The organism is Pseudobutyrivibrio sp. ACV-2 (genome assembly GCF_900107545.1).
Lineage (GTDB): Bacteria > Bacillota > Clostridia > Lachnospirales > Lachnospiraceae > Pseudobutyrivibrio.
Window position 1 is genome coordinate 17,216 of record NZ_FNQZ01000015.1, and the last position, 23,254, is coordinate 40,469.

The 23,254-nt window shown below is 37.5% G+C and carries 19 protein-coding genes and 1 tRNA gene; 18 read left to right on the top strand and 2 right to left on the bottom strand.

The genetic code is table 11. The annotated features are described in order from the left end of the window. Positions 1–6 precede the first annotated feature (6 nt). On the bottom strand, positions 7–615 hold the full coding sequence (locus BLV53_RS13390; RefSeq protein WP_090301722.1) for a DUF3793 family protein: 609 nt from the start codon (positions 613–615) through the stop codon (positions 7–9). A 205-nt stretch (positions 616–820) separates the two neighbouring features. Here BLV53_RS13390 and BLV53_RS13395 point away from each other — a divergent pair, with 205 nt between their 5' ends. Beyond that, the gene (locus tag BLV53_RS13395) at positions 821–1,753 is read left to right on the top strand and encodes a hypothetical protein (protein WP_090301725.1); all 933 of its coding nucleotides are present in this window, start codon (positions 821–823) and stop codon (positions 1,751–1,753) included. Between the two features lie 73 nt (positions 1,754–1,826). Here BLV53_RS13395 and BLV53_RS13400 read toward each other — a convergent pair whose 3' ends face one another. Beyond that, positions 1,827–2,219, bottom strand: a complete 393-nt coding sequence (locus BLV53_RS13400) for a pyridoxamine 5'-phosphate oxidase family protein (protein WP_090301727.1) — start codon at positions 2,217–2,219, stop codon at positions 1,827–1,829. Positions 2,220–2,368: 149 nt separating this feature from the next. On the opposite strand from BLV53_RS13400, the gene BLV53_RS13405 reads away from it, so the two are divergent. The 17 genes from BLV53_RS13405 to BLV53_RS13485 all read left to right on the top strand — a co-directional run bounded on the left by BLV53_RS13405 (position 2,369) and on the right by BLV53_RS13485 (position 23,251). Beyond that, the gene (locus tag BLV53_RS13405; protein WP_090301729.1) at positions 2,369–2,857 is read left to right on the top strand and encodes a hypothetical protein; all 489 of its coding nucleotides are present in this window, start codon (positions 2,369–2,371) and stop codon (positions 2,855–2,857) included. Positions 2,858–2,951: 94 nt separating this feature from the next. Next, positions 2,952–4,043 carry a radical SAM/SPASM domain-containing protein gene (locus tag BLV53_RS13410; protein WP_090301731.1) on the top strand — a complete coding sequence of 364 codons (1,092 nt, stop codon included), beginning with the start codon at positions 2,952–2,954 and terminating at the stop codon, positions 4,041–4,043. Between the two features lie 113 nt (positions 4,044–4,156). Then, positions 4,157–7,351 (top strand): response regulator, encoded by a 3,195-nt coding sequence (locus tag BLV53_RS13415; RefSeq protein WP_090301733.1) that lies wholly within the window; start codon positions 4,157–4,159, stop codon positions 7,349–7,351. Between the two features lie 5 nt (positions 7,352–7,356). After that, complete coding sequence (locus tag BLV53_RS13420) at positions 7,357–8,124, top strand: response regulator (protein ID WP_090301736.1); 768 nt, start codon at positions 7,357–7,359, stop codon at positions 8,122–8,124. Positions 8,125–8,285: 161 nt separating this feature from the next. Further along, complete coding sequence (locus BLV53_RS13425; RefSeq protein WP_090301738.1) at positions 8,286–8,654, top strand: GntR family transcriptional regulator; 369 nt, start codon at positions 8,286–8,288, stop codon at positions 8,652–8,654. Between the two features lie 32 nt (positions 8,655–8,686). Next, a complete protein-coding gene (locus BLV53_RS13430) occupies positions 8,687–9,565 on the top strand; it encodes an ABC transporter ATP-binding protein (RefSeq protein WP_090301741.1) in 879 nt (292 codons plus the stop codon). Next, positions 9,565–10,215: a hypothetical protein gene (locus tag BLV53_RS13435; protein WP_090301742.1), complete on the top strand. Its 651-nt coding sequence runs from the start codon at positions 9,565–9,567 to the stop codon at positions 10,213–10,215. The genes BLV53_RS13430 and BLV53_RS13435 overlap by 1 nt, the downstream gene beginning before the upstream one ends. Positions 10,216–10,231: 16 nt before the next feature. After that, positions 10,232–10,894: a hypothetical protein gene (locus BLV53_RS13440; protein ID WP_090301744.1), complete on the top strand. Its 663-nt coding sequence runs from the start codon at positions 10,232–10,234 to the stop codon at positions 10,892–10,894. A gap of 11 nt (positions 10,895–10,905) precedes the next feature. Next, positions 10,906–11,775, top strand: coding sequence for a CPBP family intramembrane glutamic endopeptidase (locus BLV53_RS13445; RefSeq protein WP_139298970.1), 870 nt, complete (start codon positions 10,906–10,908; stop codon positions 11,773–11,775). 18 nt (positions 11,776–11,793) lie between these two features. Beyond that, complete coding sequence (locus tag BLV53_RS13450; protein ID WP_090301746.1) at positions 11,794–12,444, top strand: HAD family hydrolase; 651 nt, start codon at positions 11,794–11,796, stop codon at positions 12,442–12,444. A 71-nt stretch (positions 12,445–12,515) separates the two neighbouring features. Continuing rightward, positions 12,516–12,588, top strand: a tRNA-Pro gene (locus BLV53_RS13455). A 174-nt stretch (positions 12,589–12,762) separates the two neighbouring features. Then, positions 12,763–13,419: a GDSL-type esterase/lipase family protein gene (locus BLV53_RS13460; protein WP_090301748.1), complete on the top strand. Its 657-nt coding sequence runs from the start codon at positions 12,763–12,765 to the stop codon at positions 13,417–13,419. A gap of 189 nt (positions 13,420–13,608) precedes the next feature. Further along, the gene (locus BLV53_RS13465) at positions 13,609–14,643 is read left to right on the top strand and encodes a LacI family DNA-binding transcriptional regulator (protein WP_090301750.1); all 1,035 of its coding nucleotides are present in this window, start codon (positions 13,609–13,611) and stop codon (positions 14,641–14,643) included. A 36-nt stretch (positions 14,644–14,679) separates the two neighbouring features. After that, positions 14,680–15,885: a glycoside hydrolase family 130 protein gene (locus BLV53_RS13470; protein ID WP_090301753.1), complete on the top strand. Its 1,206-nt coding sequence runs from the start codon at positions 14,680–14,682 to the stop codon at positions 15,883–15,885. Between the two features lie 18 nt (positions 15,886–15,903). Continuing rightward, positions 15,904–20,640 (top strand): carbohydrate binding domain-containing protein, encoded by a 4,737-nt coding sequence (locus BLV53_RS13475; RefSeq protein WP_090301755.1) that lies wholly within the window; start codon positions 15,904–15,906, stop codon positions 20,638–20,640. Next, complete coding sequence (locus tag BLV53_RS13480; RefSeq protein WP_090301757.1) at positions 20,619–20,966, top strand: discoidin domain-containing protein; 348 nt, start codon at positions 20,619–20,621, stop codon at positions 20,964–20,966. The genes BLV53_RS13475 and BLV53_RS13480 overlap by 22 nt, the downstream gene beginning before the upstream one ends. A 92-nt stretch (positions 20,967–21,058) precedes the next feature. Then, the gene (locus BLV53_RS13485) at positions 21,059–23,251 is read left to right on the top strand and encodes an alpha-galactosidase (protein WP_090301759.1); all 2,193 of its coding nucleotides are present in this window, start codon (positions 21,059–21,061) and stop codon (positions 23,249–23,251) included. Positions 23,252–23,254: the final 3 nt, after the last annotated feature.

Consider the following 23,254-nt stretch of genomic DNA (forward strand, 5'->3'; position numbering starts at 1 on the left):
AATAGTTTAGCCTGCTAATTTATTGCAGGATGCTTCTTTTAAAATTTCTTTTAAGGTATATCCTCTTGATATTTTACAGACCATATCGTCTTTAACATCATCGAAAAGGCTAAATAACTGCAGGGTTTTGCATGTGTCCCCGTACACCTTCCAATATCCGGCAGCTTCAAACCCATCACCTTGATTGTTGATAAAGCCCATAACATCACATAGTGGATACCCTAAGAAAATACCCATTTCATGAGGAAAATCTATTCTATTGGTAATAAAGGAATCATAGCGCTTCTGGAAAAATCTTAATGAAGCACCGAAATTATCTGAGTGATAACCGTATCCCAATAAGAAGGATTTAACCTCATCTCTCATTAAGTAGTCATGAAGCATCTTCCTATTGAAAACAAGAAAAATAACTCTGTTTCGGTCATAGACCAAACGATACCCCAAGAGACCTGCGTTTTTAAGCGCATATCTTGCTTTGTCTTCCATATCTCTAGGAAGAATAAGAAGATTAGAGGTTTTAAGGCCTGCTAAAGTCGGTGCACACTGTAAAACAATCTGTAATTCAACTCTTCGCCTGTCCATGGCGCATAACATCTCAAATACTTCTTTGCTCATAACATACTCTCACTTTATTATTGGTTAGCCGTTGCTAACTGTGGTTATAATATACTAATGCACTCCGCAAGTCAACACAATTTGTGAAAAATATTTGAAATTAATTTTCAATAAGAGTGTGTGATAGTTGTGTGATAGTTTGTCTGCTAACATACGTATCAGGTTAGGACAAATAAAACAATTCAAATAAAAAAGGAGAAAAAAGATGAACAGGAGATTTGTTTCTAAGGTATTATGTTTGGCTTCTGTATCAACACTTGTTATCGGTACTATGACAGGATGCGGTAGTTCCGAAAGTAAGGCAACATCAATCGCTCAGATTAAGGATGAGCTTGTTGCAAGTACTGGTGCTATGGCAGCTGAATCGGTTTTTTCTAGGGGAGTGTATGTAAATTATGCCAAGGACGCTGAGAATCCAGACAAGACGTATTTTTATGTATTCAATGGAGATGGAACAGGTAGCATAGAAGATGGAGCTGCTGATACATCAAATTATTTTGAATACAAAATAGGAAAAAAGGATGTAACCTTCTATATCGGAAGTATTGATCCCATTGAAGAAAAATTTACTGTTAAATCCAGTGAAGATGGGTATGTATACGGCTCTTTTGAAGACGGATTAGAATTAGTTTTTGAGCCGGTTTCAGATGTAGAGGTTGATTCATTTAATGCAACAAATTATGTAAATGAACAAAATGGTCATGATTTTGTATATCACGATGCAAATGGCTGGAGCGTAAAGTATGATCCAGAAGTTATTACTGTAAATGCTGGTGGCCCAATGACAACATTTGTATATACAGCAGAGTCAGCTGGTACAAACATGATTACTGCAACCTATACTGTTGATAAGAACGCTGAGGAGTCTATTAAGGAACTCGGCAAGGCTCTTGGCGACAAGGCTTTCTATACAGAGGGTATTTTCCCAGGAACAGAGGATGTTAAGGGATATTGGGTAGTACTCAATCCAGAAGAAGGTACTTCAGGCGGATACGTAACTGCAATGGCCAGAGACTACATGGAAGGTGCTCTGATATTTGAAATGGATGGTCATTTCGGGGAAGATGAAGAGAACAACATGCTTGTTTCTGATACTTTAGCTGGAATAGTTGATTCACTGACATTTGAGACAAAATAATTAAAAATATAGGGGATGGCTTTCAAATCTTTCGAATGGAAGCCGTCCCCTTTTAATTTAAAACTTAAACAAATTAAAATGTCACTGTTCTAGGTGCTGAAGAGAACGATGAAAATGTTGCAGTAGCATTCTTGAAATAGAGTACTTCTGTGTTGTCATCTTCAGGTGAATACATCTGCTGAAGGCTTGGATAAGCGTCCAATAAGCTCTTCTTTGCCTCTATACGGTCGTCTCTGACTAATTCGCCAGATAAACGTACCCATTCACCCCCTGAAAAACCGCAGATTTCAACCTTTGGATTAGCCTGAATCTGTTTAGAAACATCTTTTGATTTGCCTGTCTGGATATATAGCTTGTCTTCGAAGATATGAATTGTACCAAAAGGTCTTACACGTGGCTGATCTCCATCAACAGTAGCCAAAAAGTATGTTTCACATTTCTTTAAAAACTCAAAAACTTCTTTCATAAAAAATTAACCTCCTCTTGATTAATTGTACACAATTGAATGATACTACTAAAAATAAAATTAGTCTATAGTCAAAAGAAAAATTTGTAAAAATGGTTAATTTGCTTATTGTGTTGAGCCTAAAACACATGTGATGGTAGAATTGTAGTATGACTGAAGAAAGAAGAAATAATAGAGAATTTAATAACGCTTTAGGTAATTTTATTAATGATGCCGCTGCAGGTGGTGCAGTGCGCCATTTAGCGGATTTAGGTCATTCTATAAGCGAAATAGCAGAGGAGTTGGACTATCCTATATCAAAGGAAAAAATTGCAGGGTATATGTGGGAACATTTCATAAATACAGGCAAAATTACCCTTGAGGAACCGAAAGAAACTTATGAAAAGGCTACTTTTGTAAAGGAGCAGGACGCTTTCGGTAAGGTTAGCTTCCGAAGAGTCATAGAAAAGGTGGATAATTCCCACCGTAAATACGTTATTTGCGATTATGGGATAGCACTTTATAAAAATAGCCCTGAATTTTTAAAATGGCTAAATGGCCTTCAGGAGCAGGATAGAGAGTATATTAAGCTAATGCCATGGCCTCTAAAGCCTGTGTATCATGAGTTGGATGAAAGGATGAAGAGGATACAAAAATGATTGCAAAAACAGTGTCTTGGAATTATAATAGGTTTCGCGTAATAAATTAGCGCACAATGCAAATGCTAAATAAAGATTTAGAAGGTTATTAGAAATGGGAAAAGAGTTTGATATTCAATCTTACATGACTGCAGGTGTAGAGCGAGTGGTGAAGGATTCACTTCGTGCAACTTTAAAGAACCCTGCAGAGAGTGTATTCATGGCAAAGTTTGCCATGGCAACAAAAAAAGCGTCAGATATTAGAAAGAAACACAAGGATGAAGGGCTAAATGTTCCCCCATTTTTGATTGCATCTATCACAAGTAATTGTAATTTACACTGTGCAGGTTGCTATTCCAGAGAAAATGAAGCAACAAAGGATTGTGAGCCGGTTAATCAGCTTAGTGATGAGCAATGGCTAGACATTTTTAACGAGGCGGAGGAGCTTGGAGTAAGCTTTATCCTGCTTGCAGGTGGCGAACCTCTTCTTAGAAAGGGGGTAATTAAGGCTGCTGCTAAAAAGCCTAATATTTTATTCCCTATATTTACAAATGGCGTATTTATAAGTGATGAGTATTTTGAACTCTTCAACAAAAATAGAAATCTTGTTCCAATCATGAGTATTGAGGGCCATAAAGAGGCTACAGATAGTCGCCGTGGAGAGGGAATCTATGACAAGCTTATAGCCAACATGGAGGCTTTTAAGAAAAAGAGCCTGATTTTTGGAAACTCAGTAACAGTAACCACAGAAAACTTTGATGATGTATTATCAGATGATTTTGTATCAATGCTTCAGGGTTATGGTGGAAAGGCAATTATTTACGTAGAATATGTGCCGGTTTCTGAGGAAAGCAAGGATTTGGCTTTAAGCGAAGAACAGGAAGAGAAGCTTAGGGAAAGAATAGCCCAACTTCGAGAAGATTACGAGGATATGGTATTTATTTCATTCCCAGGAGATGAAAAATCCTCTGGCGGATGCGTTGCTGCAGGTCGTGGATTCTTCCATATCAATTCACATGGTGGTGCAGAGCCATGTCCATTCTCACCATTTTCAGATACAAATGTAGTGGAAAATGGTCTAGAAGGGGCTATTTCATCACGTTTGTTTAAGATCCTTCAGGATGGAGATATCCTAAAGGATGACCATGTAGGTGGCTGTGTGTTGTTTGAAAAACGTAGCCAGGTACAGGCAATTTTAAATGCTTAAAATACACTGTAAGTAAAAGGCGCCTTCTGGCGTCTTTTTGTTTTATGGTTCACATAATTAATACAAAGATGTTGTACAATTTAGTTGTTGATAGGGCAATTTTGAGGTAGTTTATGGTTCAGAGAACGTTTTTTATAAAAAATACAACTGAGATTTATAGCATGACTGCAAGTATTCTTGCAATGCCTGAGTACAGACGGGCGAAATCCGTCTTGGGAGTCGTATATTCTTGCTGTATACCTATAAATGTAACAGGTGCATACATAAGTATTATTAATCATAAACTAGATAAGGTGAAGATGGCGGGAATTTCCGTCATTGGAAGTAGAAAATCATGGAAAGACAAGGGGCTAACTTTGTCTTTTTGTTTTTTTGAGAATTCGAATGTTCAGGTAATGTCATTTTCTCAAGATAAATATAATGATGATGAAGTAATTGAGAAAATGAATAAATTTATTCATGAAAATAATAATATAAAGGCGGTTTTTTGCTATCCTTCAGGCTTATCTGTGGATTTCACCAGAGTTCTGGAGGGAATTTCGCAAACAGATCCTAATATCATATATTTTGGTGCATTCGCCTCTACCAGGGATTTTTTTAGTCCTGAAGATTTTAAGTCAGATGATGATGTAGAAGAAGGAAATGCAAGCCATTTTGTAGTAATTGATGAAGATAGTAAGGTGCCGGAAAGTTATTCTATATGTGACAGAACCATTACTAATGGCTATGTTTTTGCTGTAATCACAAGTGATGTTTTGTCTGTTGTTGGAAAGCATATACTTGGCTGGAAGAAGATTGGAAAACCGCTAAATATCACTGGTGGCAGAGAGACCTTTGACAAGGGAAATGCTGTTATTACGGAAATTGATAATATGCCTGCAGTAGACGTATATAAAAAGTATCTTGATGTAGAGTCAGACGAATTTTTTATGGATAATGTGTGCGAGTTTCCTTTTGTACTTGAGCGTGAAGGGATTTCTACTGCCAGAGTTCCTACAAAGGTGGGAAGCAAAGGTGATTTATATTTTAATGGCGATATTAGAAGTACAGATGAAATCACCCTATCTTATGCGGATCCCTCGGAACTACTGAAGCTGACTCAGCTTGTTTCAAGCGAATTAAAAAAAATGAAGCCGGAGGCGACTTTTACTGTTATATGTCTGAACCGTTATCATTTTTTAGGAAAATTGGAAGCTAAAGAGCTAGAGTACATTTCTACTATATCAGACAATATGGTTTTTGCTTTTGGTGGAAGTGAGATTTTAAAACGTGGTAATAAAGGCGGCGTATTTAATAGTGTTTTAGCAACAATTGTTTTAACAGAAGGTGAATTTGAACAAGTAGAAGAAGAACAGATAATTGACGAAGAAGCGCTTCATAAGGGGGCAAAGCCCTTCTCAGAACGATTATTTACAATTATAGATAGGACTTTAGCGGAATTAGAGGATGCCAAGGAGCAGGCTGAAGCCGCGAGCAAGTCAAAATCTGCATTTCTCTCGAATATGTCTCATGAAATCAGGACTCCAATTAATGCAATTTTAGGCATGAATGAGATGATTTTGAGGGAATCTAAAGAGAAGGAAATAAAACATTATGCTGAGGCAATAAGAAGTTCTGGCCATAATTTGCTTGGAATCATAAATAATGTCCTTGATTTTTCAAAAATTGAAGTGGGTAAAATGGATATTATGCCGGTAGAATACGAACTGGCCTCGCTTTTGAATGATTTGGTTACCATGGTCAAATCAAGAGCGGAGGAAAAGGGCCTTTCAATTCGTGTAAATATAGACCAAAACATTCCCCATATTTTATATGGTGATGAAATTAGAATAAAACAGATAGTAACAAATATTTTGACAAATGCAGTGAAATATACAGAAAAAGGTGGCATTGTGCTGTCTGTGAAGCTCAGCAAGAACCCTGATAATGAATCAGACGATTGTTTTGTACATTCAAATGAGAGATGCTCACTGAATAAAACGGCTGTGCTTGAATTTTCTGTTGAAGATACTGGCATTGGAATTAAGAAGGAAGACCTTTCAAGATTATTTAATTCATTTGAAAGGGTAGATGAGAAAATAAACAGAACAATCGAAGGTACTGGTCTTGGTATAGCTATCACAGAAAGTTTATTACAGCTTATGGGTAGTAAGCTTATAGTTGAAAGCGATTATGGAATAGGATCGAGATTTTATTTTTATCTGAAGCAGAAAATAGTGGATTATGCGCCTATAGGAAACTTTGAGGAGGCATTGAAACGCTCCCTAAATACAAAATCTGTTTATCACGAAAAATTTGTAGCTCCTGCCGCTTATATTTTGGTGGTGGATGATACAGAAATGAACTTAAATGTTATTACAAATCTGCTTAAACGGACAAAAATTCAGATAGATACTGTGTTGAGTGGGTTCGAATGTCTGGAAATCACTAAAGATAAAAAGTATGACATAATATTTTTAGATCATCGTATGCCTCAGATGGATGGTATAGAGTGCCTTAAGTTGTTGAAAAGTGATAGTTCAGGAATTAATATTCATACGCCAGTAATTGCACTTACCGCAAATGCGATATCTGGAGCGCGAGAAATGTATTTGGATGCGGGATTTAATGATTATCTTACAAAGCCTATAGATTCAGAGACCTTAGAGGAGTCTATTGCAAAATATTTACCTAAGGAATTGCTGCTTTCTCCTGATTTATTTGAAGATGATGAGAAGGATACTGATATACCAGATTGGGTTGATGAATTACCATTTGTGGATTCAATTGTAGGAATAAATAATTGTGGCTCTGTAAAATCCTATATTCAAGCTCTTACAGCCTACATGGATGCGGTAGACGATATTCAGACTACTACAAAACAATGTCTTGAAACTGGAGATATAAAAAATTATACAATTAAGGTTCATGCATTAAAAAGCTCTTCAAGAATAATAGGTGCAGAGAGAATTGGAGCTTTAGCCGAAAAGCTTGAGACTGCCGGTGATAGTAATGACATAGATACAATCAATAAATATACGGGACAATTATTGAGTTTTCATAGTACATTAGGGTATGTTTTGAAGGAATACTTGAAAAATGATGAATTGGATGAAGGAAAACTTGAAATTTCTGTGAACAAAATGCAGGAAGCCTACGATACTATACGAGAATTATGTGAAATGTTTGATTATGATACAATAGAGATGGTAATAAAATCTCTAGAGGAGTACAGTATACCTATAGAGTTGAAAGAAAAACACAATGAGCTACTTGTAGCGTTTAGAAATTCAGACTGGGATAACATGGCAAGATTGACAGAAAGGTAAAAATTATGGAAAAAAATATTCTTTTCATCAGTCAAGGTTCGACATTTATGGTTGAAGCAATCTCGAAAAACCTGTTTGAAGCAGGTTTTAGAGTCATTCCCTGTAGTCCAACCACTACAGATTTGAAGAGTCATGCTGATGATTCCGAAATTTATCTGTTCTATCTTGGAAATTATTTAGATGATATTAAAGAACCATTGGTATTTTTGAAAGATGTATGCATTGAAAAAGAAAAATGCTTGAATATAATAGGCGATGCAGGGGAATTGGATACATTTAAGCGAACTATTCCAGAACATCTCATAGATAATATTTTCAGCAGACCACTGGATGTAAAACGCCTTGTGGACATTTTAGATGATATAGCTCAGAAAAATGATGAGAATAGTCGTAAGAAGAGTATCTTACTGGTAGATGATGATCCTACATTTTTGCGCATGGTAAAAGAATGGCTTTCCGAGAGCTATCGTGTAACCATGGTTAATTCTGGAATGCAGGCTATTACCTACATTGCTAAAAATATACCAGATTTAATACTCTTAGATTATGAAATGCCAGTGACTACAGGGCCTCAGGTTTTAGAAATGATCAGGAGTGAGGCCACCTCAGAGCAAATTCCAGTTATCTTTTTGACAGGTAAAGGTGACAAGGAAAGCGTAACAAAGGTGTTATCTCTTAAGCCAGAGGGATATATACTAAAGACTGTCGGAAAGGATAAACTTTTATCCCAAATTGGAGATTTTTTTGAAAGCCGCAAGGCTAAAAGATATTAAATAATATATTTTTAATAATACAGAACATGCTTTATTTGTAGAGAATAAAGCATGTTTTTTATTATTTCAATAATTTTCAGAAAATAGCTTGACGTAATGGGGTATTGGTGCTATGGTTAATTACACAAGTAATTAACCGATGAAGTATAGGAGGTGTGAACTTGTTAGAGAATCTTGGGGAAGATAAATCAATATATATCCAAATCAGTGAAATGATAGAGGATGAAATTTTAAGGGACATTTTAATTGAAGAGGAGCAGGTACCTAGTACAACAGAGCTTTCCAAATTTTATAAGATTAATCCTGCCACGGCTGCTAAGGGAATAAATCTACTTGTAGATAAGGGTATCTTATATAAGAAAAGAGGTATAGGAATGTTTGTAAATGAAGGTGCAAAGGAGAGAATCCAGCAATCCAGAAAGAGTAGTTTTTATGAAAACTATGTCAAAAAGATAATCAGTGAGGCAAAACTTATTGGTATCGACAAGGCTGAATTGAAAAAGATGATTGATGAGAGCTTAGACTTATAGTAGGCAGTGTTATAAGAGAAAAGGAGAGATATATGGGAACTTTAGTTGGAAGAAATATCGTTAAAACATACGGAAAAGATACGGTGTTGAAAAATGTAGATGTAGAAATTGAGACTGGAAAAATCTATGGGCTAATCGGAAGAAACGGCGCTGGAAAAACCACTCTTTTATCAGTTCTAACTGCACAGAATCCTATAGATGAAGGAACTGTTACCTTGGATGGAGAGCCAGTATGGGAAAATGAGAAAGCACTTTCAAGAATCTGTTATTCAAGAGAAATATCCAGTGTAACTCTTTTTGGACCAAATACACTTAGGGTAAAAGATTATTTAAAACTTGGTAAGACCTTTTACAAAAATTGGGATAAAGATTACGCCGATGAATTGATAAAGCTTTTCAACCTGGATGTGAAAAAACGTGTTAGCAAGCTATCTAAGGGTATGCTTTCAGCATTAACAATTATTATCGCAATGGCCAGCAAGGCAGAAATAACAATTTTAGATGAGCCAGTGGCAGGTCTTGATGTAGTGGCCAGAGAAGAGTTTTACAAGCTTGTAATTGATGAATACTCTGAGACAGGACGCACCTTCATTATAAGTACCCACATTATCGAAGAAGCGGCTAACCTATTTGAAAAAGTAATCATTATTGATGATGGACAGGTGATTATCGAGGAAAATACCGAGGAGCTGTTAAACAGAGCTTATAGAGTAAGTGGTGAAAATTTTGTAGTGGATAATGCGGTACAAGGATTTAAGGTATATCATCCTGAATCTATAGGAAGAAATAAGGTAGTAACTGTATTGGCAGATAGGCCAATAAATAGTTTTGGTGAGTCAGTGCAGGTAGAACCTGTTTCATTACAAAATCTGTTTTATGCTATGTGCGTGGATGGCAAGAAGGAGGCATAATGGGTGATTTGAGAAAAAGAACTTGCATGTATTATCTAAAGGATGCAGGGAAAATGTTGTTAATGGCTATTGGAATAGAAGCTATTATTGTTGTTGAACAAATAATATTAAGTCTGGGCGAAGAGGACAGTATAAGCAGTATGTTTACTTCAGCAATAGTGCTTTTTGGAATGTTTATTCTGCTATTAAATTCTATATATGCTATGTATGGCCCTGCATGGACAGACAGTATAGTGTTATCCATGGGAGCCAGACGAAGCGACATCTTCGTCGGAAGTATTTTAAAGGAAATAACATTTGTTGGAGCCGGGTTAATAATTTTATTGGCAGCATGCTTTCTAACAGCCAACTACGATTTAATATTTTACTCTATATATGTATGCATAGCATCCTTGGTTCTTTCAGGTATTGCCAGGATAATAGGGCATAAAATAAAAAAATTCGGCAAGATAGCAATTATGGTGTTTGCGGTAATATGCTCAATTTTTGGTATAGTTGTAGGAATGTCGATGGCTTTAGATGGGTTCATATTTGATTGGTTTAAGTTTTCAGTAAACACATCAGTGCTTACATGGGGAGTCTTACTTATTATATATGGAATCCTTCAGGATATAGTGTATAGGCTAAACCGTAAGGCCAGAGTGCAGTAGAAAGCAGGGAGGCTATATGAGAAAAAATATGAAGGCAGTATTATTGCTGCGAAGTGGAGAAATATATACATGTGGGCTTATTATGGCAATTGCAGGAATAGTGGCATTAGTAACAGGATTACTTACTTCATCTACGAATTTGGAGCTTAAAGAGGGATTGTATCTGTTTGGAATGACATTTGCTGTATATCCATTTATAAATCTTTTTCTAAGGATACTATTTCTTGTGGATGAAACATCAAAGGGGCTGTCCTTTGGAATGACCAGAAGGGTATTTTTTATCATTAGTAGAATTTATGAATTGGTAGAAATTACTTTAATTACGTTGATTATGATTCTCATTTTTGGAAGTGATTATACCATATTAATAGTGATTGGAGCAGTCCTGTATTTTGGGCTAATGATGTGGATTGAAGGTCTAGTGGGAAATAACGTGATAAAATTCGGAAAGATTGTTTATATAATATATTATGTTTCATTACTTGTATTGCTCATAGGTGGTCCTAAGTTGTTATTTTTTGCTGGCTTCGAGGATGATATGGAGTCGATAGGAAATAATATTTCGGCAATAAACGGATCTCCAACAATGTTTTTAGTAGCGACTGGTCTGTTTATATTGCTTGGAGTAGGTTGTAACTGGCTTACATTTAGAAAAATACCTATTAATACAAATTTTTAAAGGAGAGGATTATGAAAGAGAGACTAAATAAGAAGGAACTAATAAACATTATTATCGTATATGCGATAGTGCTGGCCATTATGATTGTGGCATCTGCTATTACAAGCACCCTTTCAGACAAAGGAGTTAATATACCTGTTGTTCTGAAGATGCTTCTAATCTATGGTTTGCTTCTCATACCACCAGTTGTGTATACAAAGAAAAAAGGTGATTCATTTGTAGAATCTTTAGGGCTTAAATCAATTAAGATTAGTACATTTTTTAAGATTATATTGCTTACCATAGTGTCTAGTCCTATGTATATTTTTGCAAATGCATTATCACAGCTGTTTGTCCCAAATACAGTGGTTCAGTCCATGGATAATTTCTTTTCGGATTCGGTTGTATTTGGACTTTTGACAGTAGCCGTTATGGCTCCAATTGCTGAAGAGATAATTTGCAGAGGATTTTTCCAGAACCGACTAAAGGGTATACTCCCATTTGGTTTAGCAACGACTATTTCAGGATTTATGTTTGGATTACTCCATCTTAATTTGAATCAGTTTTGCTATGCATGGGTACTTGGAATAATTTTTGCTTATGCAAATAGGGCTACAGGTAGTATTTTCTCATCAATGATTATGCATTTTTGCATAAATGGAACTAATTTTCTCTTTTTACTTTTAGTTCAGGCAGCACTTAAGACTATTGACATGGATTTAGGTGAGGTGGCAGAAACAGCACGTAATAATAACTCCGCTATGTACTCAGCAGTACTGATATGGGGTGTGCTTGCAATAGCTTCATTTTTCCTCACAAGACTTGTTCTTAAATCTATTGCCAAGACAGAAGGAACAGAAGAGATTATATCTACTGATGAAGAATTAGAAGCTGCAATATAATATAAGGAAGTTTTTAGAATGAGCAAGGTAGTTACAGACGGTATAATTTTTGATATGGATGGCACAATTTGGGATAATACTCCAGTGTTTGCGTCAAGTTGGACACGGGCTGCAAAGGATAGGGGATATGATGTAGAATTTACAGCAGAAACCCTTCAGGGACTTTTTGGCAAGACTATGACAGACATTGCAGATGCATGTATTCCTGATGAAGACCCTGAAAAGCGTTATGAAACATTAAGGATGTGTGAGGAATACGAAATGGCTGATTTGGCCGTTAGTGATGTGGATACCACATATCCAGGTCTTGAAGATGTGTTAAAGGAGCTCAGTAAGGATATCAATCTTTATATCGTCAGCAACTGTCAGGCTGGATATATTGAAACATTCCTTGAAAGAAGCGGTTTTTCAAGCTATTTCAAGGATTATATATGCTACGGTGACAACGGGCTTGGTAAGGCAGACAATATCAAAGGTCTTGTTGAAAAGAATAATATCAAGCGCCCTGTTTATGTAGGTGATATACAGTCAGACAAGGATGCCTGTGATAAGGCTGGTGTGGATTTCATTTGGGCAGCTTATGGATATGGAAAGAGCATTGATAGCTGTATAGCTGATATTCACGATATCACAGAGCTTCTGTCATGCGTAGAAAAAGCTTCTTGTTAAACGAAGTATTTTATTAAAAAACTATAAATGTTATACTAACAAAGGAACAAAATTAAGATAACTGTTCCAATCGGGGTGTGGCTCAGTTGGTAGAGCACTACATTCGGGATGTAGGGGCCGCGTGTTCGAATCACGTCACTCCGATTATCAGATAGCCGCTGTTTTAGCGGCTTTTTTAATACACTTTATTTGTGGACCGCGGATGCAAATGTGTGTAAGTTATATTATTTATATATAACCTCTAAATAAAATCTATATTATACATATACCATAATCAATTATAAACTAATATCAAGAATTCAAACTGGGAGGTTGAAAATGGACTTTATAACAGAATTTTTTAAACATGAAAAGGAAGAAAAGCTTGAGCGATTTCGCCATCTGAATCGCTATGTAAAGAAAGGACAGATTTTATTTACAGGCTCATCCCTTATGGAGCAGTTCCCTATCAATGAGATAGCTATGACAGAGGGGCTAGATGTCATTATTTATAATAGAGGCATCGGTGGATACACTATACCTGAGATGCTTGACGCAATGGATGAGCAGATTTTTGATTTGGAGCCATCAAAGATTTTTATAAATATAGGTACAAATGATATAAGTCAGCCTGACAAGACTATAGAGAGTCTTAAGGATGATTATCGCAAGGTTTTAGAACAGATTAAAAAGCGTTTGCCTGAAACAAAAGTTTATATGATGGCATACTATCCAGCAAGTGTGAAGGGAGCGTCTCATTCTCAGTGGCCTGATGCAGCAAAAACTGCAAAGAGGCGACTGGATATGCTAGAGGATGCTAATAAAGCAGTTGAGGAGCTGGCAGTAGAATTCGGTTATAAGTATATTGATGTTAACGCGGGCTTAACTGATGAAGATGGCCAGACAAAAGAGGAATACTCAATAGACGGAATCCATATGTGGAGTGACGCTTATGAGATTGTTTATAATAATATGAAGGAATACATTCTTGAGTAGGTAAATGGTGCCATGCTATAATGAAAATGTAAAGGTGCAAATGCAAAGCAGAAAGTGACAAAAACCTTGTTTTTGCCACTTGATTTTATTGTTGCAATTAAAAATCGATTGTATAATTCCCTTAAGACGTCTGAAAAATCAACGAAAAGGAGATAAGAAGATAGTACTAAAGGGTGAAAGGAATGCATAATGGCAAAAAAGGCTGTTACTCAGGGCAGGATAGCAGAAGCTCTGGGCATATCTAGAAATACAGTATCGAAAGCCCTGAATAATGATGTGGGTGTTTCAGAGGAGATGCGCAAAAAAATACGAGATACTGCCATTGAAATGGGATATAAAAAAATGGTGGTTATAGATAATAAGGGTGGTATTTATAAACAGAATATAGCCCTTGTATGTATTGGCAACGCTCTTGTGGACAGCTATTGGAACACTTTTATAGTGGCTCTTGATAAAAGACTTCGCAGCCTGAATTACAATATGACATTGTGCTTTTTGGATGAAGAAGAGGAAAAGGAATTAACCATTCCTGATACTCTTTCACCAAGCTATGTAGCAGGAATTGTTTTTATAGGGGTTTGTACAAAGGATTTTGCAAAGAAATTAATGGAGCTTCAGATTCCAACTGTTTTCATAGATACTTTTTGGGATGTGGATATCAACAACCTTTTCTCTGATACATTGATGATTGATAATTATCATGCAGTATATGATATTACAACCAGGTTGATTAAAGACGGACATAAACGTATCGGATTTTTGGGAGATATCTATACCTGTAAAAGTTATTATGAGAGATACAAGGGATATAGAGATGCTCTGATTGATAATAAAAAGGAATATGATGAAAAATACTGTGCTATAGGCAAAAATATCGATGGTACATACACTGAGGAAGAATATTTTTTCAAAAAGTTTAAGTCCATGGATATAAAGCCTACAGCCATGGTATGTTGCAATGACAGATATGCCATTCAATTTATGATTAATCTAAAATCTGCAGGGTATGAGGTTCCAGTTGATATGGCAGTTGCTGGTTTTGATAACCTTAAAGAATCCTCTTATTTTTATCCTACTCTTACTACAGTAGAAGGAAATCGAAGCCAGCTTGGAAACAGAGCTGCAGAGCAGATTGTAAAACGAATTAATTCACCACTAGAGCAGTATGAATTAGTTCGTTTGCAAACCACCCCTATTTACAGGGATAGCACAAAAAGCAAATAATTCACTTCTATTTAGTTCTATCTAAAAGAAATTCTAATGAAACAACCAAATATTTTTTATTCTCCTGCACCAGTCGTAGAGCCAAAAGCTGGCTGCGACTGGGCAGACACAATGGTTTTGAATCCAGCGCTTGTTTTAGATGAAGATGGTAAGACAATTCACATGCTTTTTAGAGCCACTGGACCATGGCCAGAAAAAAATCTTAAAGGATTATCAGATCCATACCCAATTTTTTTAGGATATGCAAAAAGTGAAGATTTAGGAGAAAGCTTTAACTGCGATTTCTCAAGACCAGCTTTGGCACCACGAGTTGAATACGATAGGGATGCCATGTATGTAAATAATTATAAGGGTGAAAAGGTGCTTGATTATGCAAATGGCTGCGTTGAGGACCCACGTATTTTCACAGTAAATGGTAAAACATATCTTACAGTAGCATCTAGACTTTTCCCACCGGGACCATATTGGGAGAAGGACGCCAGAAGGGACAATCTTCCTGACTGGGTTGCAGATGATGAAACACCAGTTGGCGTATGTGCCCGACGCAATGACACAGTTACGGTGCTTTATGAGCTCGATGTGGATGCGCTAAAGTTTGAAAATTATGATTCTGCATTTACATATGTATGTCCTCTTACAGATGGTGCATTAAGCGATAACAGAGATGTATTTTTTTTCCCAAAAAGATTCAAAATCGATGGAAAAATGCAGCTGTTGATGTTGCACCGTCCTGACAACCCAAGCAGATTTGAAGAGGTAAGTGATGTGACAACTCCTTCTATTATGCTGGCTGCGGCTGAGTCTTTTGAGGATTTTGCTGCTGGAAAAGCAAAAAATACATTACTTGCTACCAGCAAATTTGATTGGGAAGAGGAGCGTGTAGGAGCAAGCTTTCCACCTATCGATTTAGGAAATGGACAGTGGCTTATCTCTTATCACGGCAAGCAGCTTCCTGACTATGGATACACACAGTCCTTTATGATTCTTCAGGAGAGGGAAAATGATTTTCCAGAAATAATTCACAGAATGTCAGACCGATTAATCTATGCAAAGCAAAAGTGGGAGCTTCCTGATAAATTCCCATGTCCTTGCATATTTACAACGGGTGCTGTTGTGGTGGATGACACTCTGATTATGGGCTATGGGGCAGCTGATCAGAAAATCGGAATTGCAAAGACAAACCTAACTGAATTAGTTGAGTATGTAAGACGTTTTGATTCACAAGGTAACATCATTAAATAATGTAAAAAGGGTAGAAAAATGAAGAAAAGATTATTAAGTTTGGCCCTTGCAGGACTACTTTTTATAGGAAGTAATCCTGTAAAGGTAAATGCCATCTCAAAGGGTGACAGTAGTTTTAAAGATTTTATAACAACTGATGGCACTAAGCTTATGGATGGGGGAGAAGAGCTAAAATTTATCTCTTTAAACTATCCGCAGGCTACCAGCGATAATTCCTGGGAGCATGCCAATGCCATGAAGACTATCAAGGCTATGGGTGGAAATGTTACAAGAACATACACTATCCCAGTAGCTAATGGATTTAACGGCGCAAAGGCATACGTAACAGGGGTAGATGAAAACGGCAAGCTCACCTTCAATGAGGACGCTTTAAATGAGCTGGATGATGTACTTGCCCAGGCTAACAAATACGGAGTGAGAGTTATCATCCCTCTTGTAGACCACTGGCACTGGATTGGTGGTATGGATGGCTACGTATGGTTGGCTGGAGAATCTGAAGGAAATGCGCCAAGCAACAGCGGTTTCCAGAGCTGGGCATGGAATTTCTATTCAAGTGAAACCTGTAGAGATTACTTCAAACAGATGATTGAACATTTGCTTGAAAGAGAAAACACTGTAACAGGTGTAAAGTACAAGGATGATAAGGCTATTTTATGCTGGGAGACAGCAAATGAGGCTGGTGGTAATCCTACAAACCAGAAAAACTATGATGATGTATTGTCTGATTGGAATATTGATATTACAAATTTCATCAAGTCACATGATAAGAATCATTTAGTTTTAGATGGAAGAATGTCTACTACTGAACAGTCTAGAAGTGACGCAAATCCTGCAGATATTTTAGGCGCTCACTATTATGAAGGAAATTATGCAACCCGCTGTGCAGATGAGACAAATCTTGTGCATGGGGAGGCAAATAAGCCATTCATCCTGGGTGAGTTTGGTGGCAAGGTAGAGGCAAAGCCATGTATCGATGTATTCCAGAAGGGCGTAGAAAACGATACTAATGGAATCATGATGTGGAGCCTTAGAGCTCACAAGGATGGCTATGGATATTATTTCCATGATGAGGATGGATACTGGGCATCGTATCACTGGCCAGGTTTTGAGGCAGGTAGCTATTACGGTGAGACAGAGATATTAAGAGCCATTTATGCATATGCTCAGATTGTAAATGGTGAAGCTGATAACTATGAAGAGGCTAAGAATATTGCAATCCCAGCTCCAGAAACAGAGGAAGCACCTCTATTATATGCAGCTGATTCTGAGAATGCTCATGACAAATCATTCCTTGATGGTTCGGTAGGTGATATCAAGTGGCGAGGTGTTGTAGGCGGCGCATGGTATGAAATCGAACGAGCTGAAGGCAAAGTAACTGAGGCAAATGCAGACAAGACAAATTGGACACTAATTGCTGACGTAGATGACTATGTATATGATTCCGGCAGAAACTGGGAAGATAAAAAGCATGATTGTATAGCAGGATACCATGATGAGACAGCTATTGATGGACAAACATATTCATACAGACTTAGAGCCTGCAATGAATCAGGAAAGGGCTTGTGGTCAAATATTGTTACAGTAGAAAATGTGAATCATGTAGTTGTTGATGATTTGGACATGATAGCTGTATCATCCAAGGATCAAAATCCTACAGAAATCAGAAATACATACAGCTTTGCACATTCTGCAAATATCACTCAGTCAGGTGGAACCATCACAAATAGTAGTGACGAGGAGGGCTACATTGAGTACAAATCTATCATTCCTATTAAAAATGTAGATTTGCTTGCTGTAAGTGAGGTGGCAGAGGAAAATGCGCCAAAGGTTTTTGTATCTTCAAACGGACTCACTTATGACCCAGTTGAAGTGAATCATGAAAATGATACCAAGAACTATAATGTGACTGTAGAGGAAGATAATTATTACTACACACGCATTTATTTACCTGCAAAGGGAAGATGCAAGCTTGAATCAGTGACTCTTACCTATGCTAATGATGGAAATCACTATTTGTCAGATGATATTACATTTGACACAAATGTGATGATTCAAGACAGAGTATTTGATGATGGAAATGCTCACTATGCTCTGAAGGACGATACATCACTTATCTACAAGACAGGTGATGATATCAATGCCATAAGAGTGAATGCTGCTTCTGACAGTGATGTAACAGTGGAATATTCATATGATGGTATTTCATTTACAGAAATGAGTGCCAAGGAAAGCGCAGGCAAGAATGTATTTTCAAACTTTAACCTTGGCGATTCTATCAGAGTAGTAAGGATTGGCTATAGTGATTTAGCGGATGTGAAGTCTGTAGAGATTTCTTCCGGAACAAAGTCTATCCCTGCATCAGATGCGGCTCCAGCCAACATTATTGAAGATGGAGAGTACTATTTTGGAGATGATGAGGCTTTAAATGGTACATATGACCTTGAGATATCAGGCAATAAAGTGACTATTTCAAAGGCATTAGATGCTGGGGATTACTCAGGCTACGATAGCATCTTTGGATGGTTTAAATCAGCTGATAATTTCAAGAGTGCCAAAATCTCATTTGAAGATAATGCAGGTGCCAAGTGGATTAGTGATGCTTTTAATGTAACAGCAGACGGTGAAATGTCAAAAGCTACTATTGATTCTGAGAGTATTAATCTTGGTGCTGTGGAAAAAGTGTCATTTATATTAGAGAACAGGGATGATATTAAGGATGCAAAGCTAAAGCTTACATCAGATAAATACACTGGAAATTACGCTGTGGCTGTAGAGCTTACAACAGAAGCTGGCGCTAAGGAGATGCTTGTTTTTGACAGTGTTTATGTAAATTCTTCTACCAAGGTAGATGATTTCGAGGGCTACAGCGGTTCTAACAGCTTGCTTAATGCTGCATACAATAGAAACACTAATGGTGGCGCATTTGAAATGTCCCTTGATTCAGAGCATGCATACGAAGGTGGCTATGCCATGAGAATTGATTACGATTATCAGGGCAAGGGGTACGCCGGAGCAGCTAAAACTATGGATCTTTTAAATCTGGATGGATACGATGGCTTCTATATGTATCTATACGGAGATGGTTCTGATAATGATTTGAAGATTCAGGTGGAGACAGATGTATCTACATTTGCATACACAGGATACCTTTCTTTCGAGGGTGGAAGAGAGTGCTTCCTTCCTTTCAGTGGTTTTGCTGAGTGTGATTGGGCAGGAAGTGGACATCAGCTCGATTCATCAAACAATCTGAAATCAGTGGCCATTTACACAGACCAGACTGGTAAGGTTGATAAGGGAACCTTCTATATTGATGATTTACGAGGCTCTCATGAGGTAGAAGGTGCCGATGACCTGCTTAGCAGAAAGGAAATTGAAAAGCCTGATACAGGAGAAAATCTGGATAATGTAGTATTCTCATGGAATTTTGGTGAGGATGGTACAGATGGCTGGAAATTCGAAGGCTTTAGTCCATGGATTGAAAATGGAAATCTCTGTGCTTGGTCACAAAACGGATACCAGGCAGTATTCAGCTATACAGTAGAGGATGTGCCAAATGGAAGATATGCTCTTATGGAGGATATCAAGGTAAAGAGCAACATGAGAAACGTTCAGGTGGAGATTTCATCTGGTGACAACAAGGTTAAATCAGACTCTATTGATACAGCAGATGTGCTTTTAGATGATGAGCTTCTTGAGGGGAGACTTGAAGTAAAGAATAATACTGTAACTATTACTTATTATCTGGATTCACCTACAGATTCTAACGGAACCACATTTATGGTGGGGGACATAAAACTTATCTGTGTGGAGGAAGCTGAAGAAGAGGTAGATGAACCAGAAAAGGATCCAGAGGAAACTCCTGAAGAAGGTGAAAATACAAAAAATCCAGAGGAATCAGGAGAGGTAGTAGAACCTGAAAATCCTGATGATAATAATGAATCAGGTGAAAGCGAGACTATGGAGCCATCAGATTCTGAAGAGTCGGGTGAAGGTGAGACAGAAGAGCCATCAGATACTGAAGAGTCAGGCGAGGGACAAACAGATGACTCACAAGAATCAGAAGAACCAGCTGAGTCAGGAAATGTAGAAACTCCTGAGGAATCAGAGGAAGCACACGAATCTGGTGATGAAGATATTCAAACTGGTAGTGAGGATATCAATGCAGGTGCTGATTTAGGTGGAGAAGAAGGTGGTGCTGCAAGCGAAGAGACTGCACCAAGTGCGCCAACAGAAGCAAGCACACCATCAGGCGGCTATTCAGTACCAAGTCCTTCTAATAATGTAGCTGAAGCACCTACTACAACTATTACAGCTACTGAGACTCCATTGGCAGGTCAGGCTGTTAAAGATGTAGCTGATGCAGTAGATGATGATAAAACACAGGTAGCAGCTGATACAAATACAGCTGCCAATGACAAGAAGGTTTTAAATAACACAAAAGAAACAAATAAAACAAACAATCATAATAAAACTAAAAATACTAATGAAGCTAATGACACAAACGCTGACGAGGAAGCTACAGAAATAACTGATGAAACTGCACCTGCAGCTGGTGAAGCCTCTGATGATGCTGAAAATACAGCAGAAGAGGAGACAACTGTAGAGGCTGAGGAGGATGCTGAAGCTACAGCAGAATCAAATGAGCAGGAAACAAATGCAGGAAATGGTAGTGTAGTTGCAATCGTATTAGGACTATTAATTGTAGTAATATCTGTGGGGGCAGGAATAATACTATGGAGAAGAAAAAATATCTAGTTTTAGGAATGATATGTGCAAGTGTAATGTTTGGTGGGAATAAAACAAATGTAATGGCTGCTGGAAATGAAAATATAGCATACAACAGGCCTGTCACAGTCAGTTCTGTGGAAGGAGCTGGACTTGAGGGTTCAAAGCTTGTAGATGCTGATGGTAATACCAGGTGGTCATCACAATATCAGGATAATCAATATGTTAATGTGGATTTGGGACAGACAAAGTCTATCTTAAGGGTGAGAATATCTTATAATACAAACCAGGAAATTCAGAACCTATACTGGGCTGACAATGTTTTAATCAGAAGTGAGTTACCTAGTTTTAAGTAAAAATTAATTAATATTAATGTAATTAAGATTTAAATTAAGTTAAAATGATGTTATACTTCTCCTGTAGATATTTTAAACAGGAGAAGTATGGCATGAATATAACTTACAATAATGACAAAAGAATTTTCAAAATAGATACTGATAATTCAAGTTATATTATAGCTATAGTAGATGACGAGGGGTTTGTTGGTCATGTTTACTATGGTCCTTTTGTGCAGGATGATGATTTGTCCTATTTGATGCGTATAAATGAAAATCCAAGAGTTCCATCTGTAAATAATAGAGATAGAAGCTCTTTTTTAGATTCTTTTCCTACTGAGTACTCGGGGAATAATGTGGGAGACTATAGGGAAAGTGCTATAGCCGTAACAGATAAAAAGGGTCATAGTGGTATTCAGCTTTTGTATAAAAATCATAGGATTTTTCAGGGTAAACCAGTACTAAGGGGGCTGCCGGCTACATTTGCAAAAGACTCTGAAGCAATGACACTTGAAATAGAGGTAGAGGATAGAGTCCTAAATGTGGAGGCTGTATTGCGCTACAGCATTTTTGAGGGCAGTGATGCTATTGTTAGAAGTGTAAGCTTTATAAATAGTTCCTACGAGGAAATCTATCTGGAAAAGATAATGTCCATGTGTTTAGACATGGATGATGATAATTATAAAATGCTTGTGCTCCACGGCTCCTGGGCCAGAGAGAGACACATTCAGTACAGACAGATAGGTTATGGCAAACAAAGTGTTAGCTCAGTGCGAGGAGAGTCGTCCCATCAGGAGCATCCATTTATTGCCCTTGTTGGAGAAAAAATATCCCAGACTACAGGTGATGTTTATGGCTTCAATTTTGTGTATTCTGGAAATTTCATCGCCCAGGTAGAGAAAAATCAGTTTGATAGTCTAAGAATCGTAATGGGAATTCACCCAGACAATTTTAGATTTAAGCTTGGCCCAAAGGAGTCCTTTGTTTGTCCTGAGGTCGTGATGGTGTATTCAAATGAAGGATTGGGACACATGACCAGAACCTACCATGATTTGTATAGAAAACATCTTATTAGAAGCCCATATGTGGATAAACCAAGACCAATTCTCATTAACAATTGGGAGGCGACCTATTTTGATTTCGATGATGAAAAATTAATAGATATTGCCAAAGACGCAAAGGAATGCGGCATAGAGATGCTTGTTATGGATGATGGGTGGTTTGGCAGAAGAAATGATGACAACAGTAGCCTGGGAGATTGGAAGGTAAACGAAAATAAACTTAAAGGCGGCCTTAAAAAGCTGGTAGATCGAGTAAACGATATTGGATTGAAGTTTGGAATATGGTTTGAACCGGAGATGATTTCACCGGATTCTGATTTATATAGAAAGCATCCTGATTGGGCTATTTGTATTCCGGGGCGAGAGGCATGCCGAAGCCGCAATCAATATGTACTTGACTTAACCAGAGAAGAGGTTCGTAAATACGTATATGAGGCGGTGGCTTCTATTTTAAGAAGTGCCAATATCCAGTATGTAAAATGGGATATGAATCGACAGCTCACAGATATAGGAAGCGCTGCAATAGACTCTGATAGACAGGGTGAGCTTATGCACAGATATGTGTTGGCGGTTTATGAATTGCAGGAGCGACTCATAAATGAGTTTCCAGCTTTATTGCTTGAGAATTGTTCAGGTGGCGGAGCCAGATTTGATCCAGGCATGCTTTATTATAGCCCTCAGATATGGTGCTCTGATGATACAGATGCTATAGAAAGACTGTTGATTCAAGAGGGTACAGCGCTTATATATCCATTGTCTTCTATGGGCGCCCATGTTTCTGTATGCCCAAATCATACGGTGGGGCGAGTGACTCCTTTTGAAACAAGGGGAAATGTTGCATTAGCCGGAACATTCGGCTATGAGCTGGATATTACAAAATTGTCGGCGCCTGAAAAAACTATGGTGAACGAACAGGTCAAGATGTATCATAGATACAGTGGGCTCGTAAGAAATGGAGATTACTATCGTATTGCTTCATATTCCAGCGGAGGCCAGATAGATTGCTACATGGTGGTCAGCAAGGATAAATCAGAGGCAATTATTACATTTGTTCAAGTGCTAAACCAGCCAAATAGGCATAGCATAAAAATCAAAATAGATGGCTTGGATGACAATAAAAAATATCAGATTGAAGGATACGATAAGGCTTACTATGGTTCTACATTAAAACATGCAGGATTATTGATAGAGAGGCCTTTCGGTGATTTCGAGTCAAAGATTATTCATTTGGTAGAGGAGTATTAATAT

Bases quoted from the DNA above. Each gene is read 5' to 3' on its own strand.
- BLV53_RS13415 (WP_090301733.1), top strand. From the start codon at position 4,157: ATGGTTCAGAGAACGTTTTTTATAAAAAATACAACTGAGATTTATAGC.
- BLV53_RS13480 (WP_090301757.1), top strand. From the start codon at position 20,619: ATGGAGAAGAAAAAATATCTAGTTTTAGGAATGATATGTGCAAGTGTA.
- BLV53_RS13485 (WP_090301759.1), top strand. From the start codon at position 21,059: ATGAATATAACTTACAATAATGACAAAAGAATTTTCAAAATAGATACT.
- BLV53_RS13435 (WP_090301742.1), top strand. From the start codon at position 9,565: ATGGGTGATTTGAGAAAAAGAACTTGCATGTATTATCTAAAGGATGCA.
- BLV53_RS13465 (WP_090301750.1), top strand. From the start codon at position 13,609: ATGGCAAAAAAGGCTGTTACTCAGGGCAGGATAGCAGAAGCTCTGGGC.
- BLV53_RS13450 (WP_090301746.1), top strand. From the start codon at position 11,794: ATGAGCAAGGTAGTTACAGACGGTATAATTTTTGATATGGATGGCACA.
- BLV53_RS13405 (WP_090301729.1), top strand. From the start codon at position 2,369: ATGACTGAAGAAAGAAGAAATAATAGAGAATTTAATAACGCTTTAGGT.
- BLV53_RS13400 (WP_090301727.1), bottom strand. From the start codon at position 2,219: ATGAAAGAAGTTTTTGAGTTTTTAAAGAAATGTGAAACATACTTTTTG.
- BLV53_RS13460 (WP_090301748.1), top strand. From the start codon at position 12,763: ATGGACTTTATAACAGAATTTTTTAAACATGAAAAGGAAGAAAAGCTT.
- BLV53_RS13430 (WP_090301741.1), top strand. From the start codon at position 8,687: ATGGGAACTTTAGTTGGAAGAAATATCGTTAAAACATACGGAAAAGAT.
- BLV53_RS13475 (WP_090301755.1), top strand. From the start codon at position 15,904: ATGAAGAAAAGATTATTAAGTTTGGCCCTTGCAGGACTACTTTTTATA.
- BLV53_RS13420 (WP_090301736.1), top strand. From the start codon at position 7,357: ATGGAAAAAAATATTCTTTTCATCAGTCAAGGTTCGACATTTATGGTT.
- BLV53_RS13395 (WP_090301725.1), top strand. From the start codon at position 821: ATGAACAGGAGATTTGTTTCTAAGGTATTATGTTTGGCTTCTGTATCA.
- BLV53_RS13390 (WP_090301722.1), bottom strand. From the start codon at position 615: ATGAGCAAAGAAGTATTTGAGATGTTATGCGCCATGGACAGGCGAAGA.
- BLV53_RS13445 (WP_139298970.1), top strand. From the start codon at position 10,906: ATGAAAGAGAGACTAAATAAGAAGGAACTAATAAACATTATTATCGTA.
- BLV53_RS13470 (WP_090301753.1), top strand. From the start codon at position 14,680: ATGAAACAACCAAATATTTTTTATTCTCCTGCACCAGTCGTAGAGCCA.
- BLV53_RS13440 (WP_090301744.1), top strand. From the start codon at position 10,232: ATGAGAAAAAATATGAAGGCAGTATTATTGCTGCGAAGTGGAGAAATA.
- BLV53_RS13410 (WP_090301731.1), top strand. From the start codon at position 2,952: ATGGGAAAAGAGTTTGATATTCAATCTTACATGACTGCAGGTGTAGAG.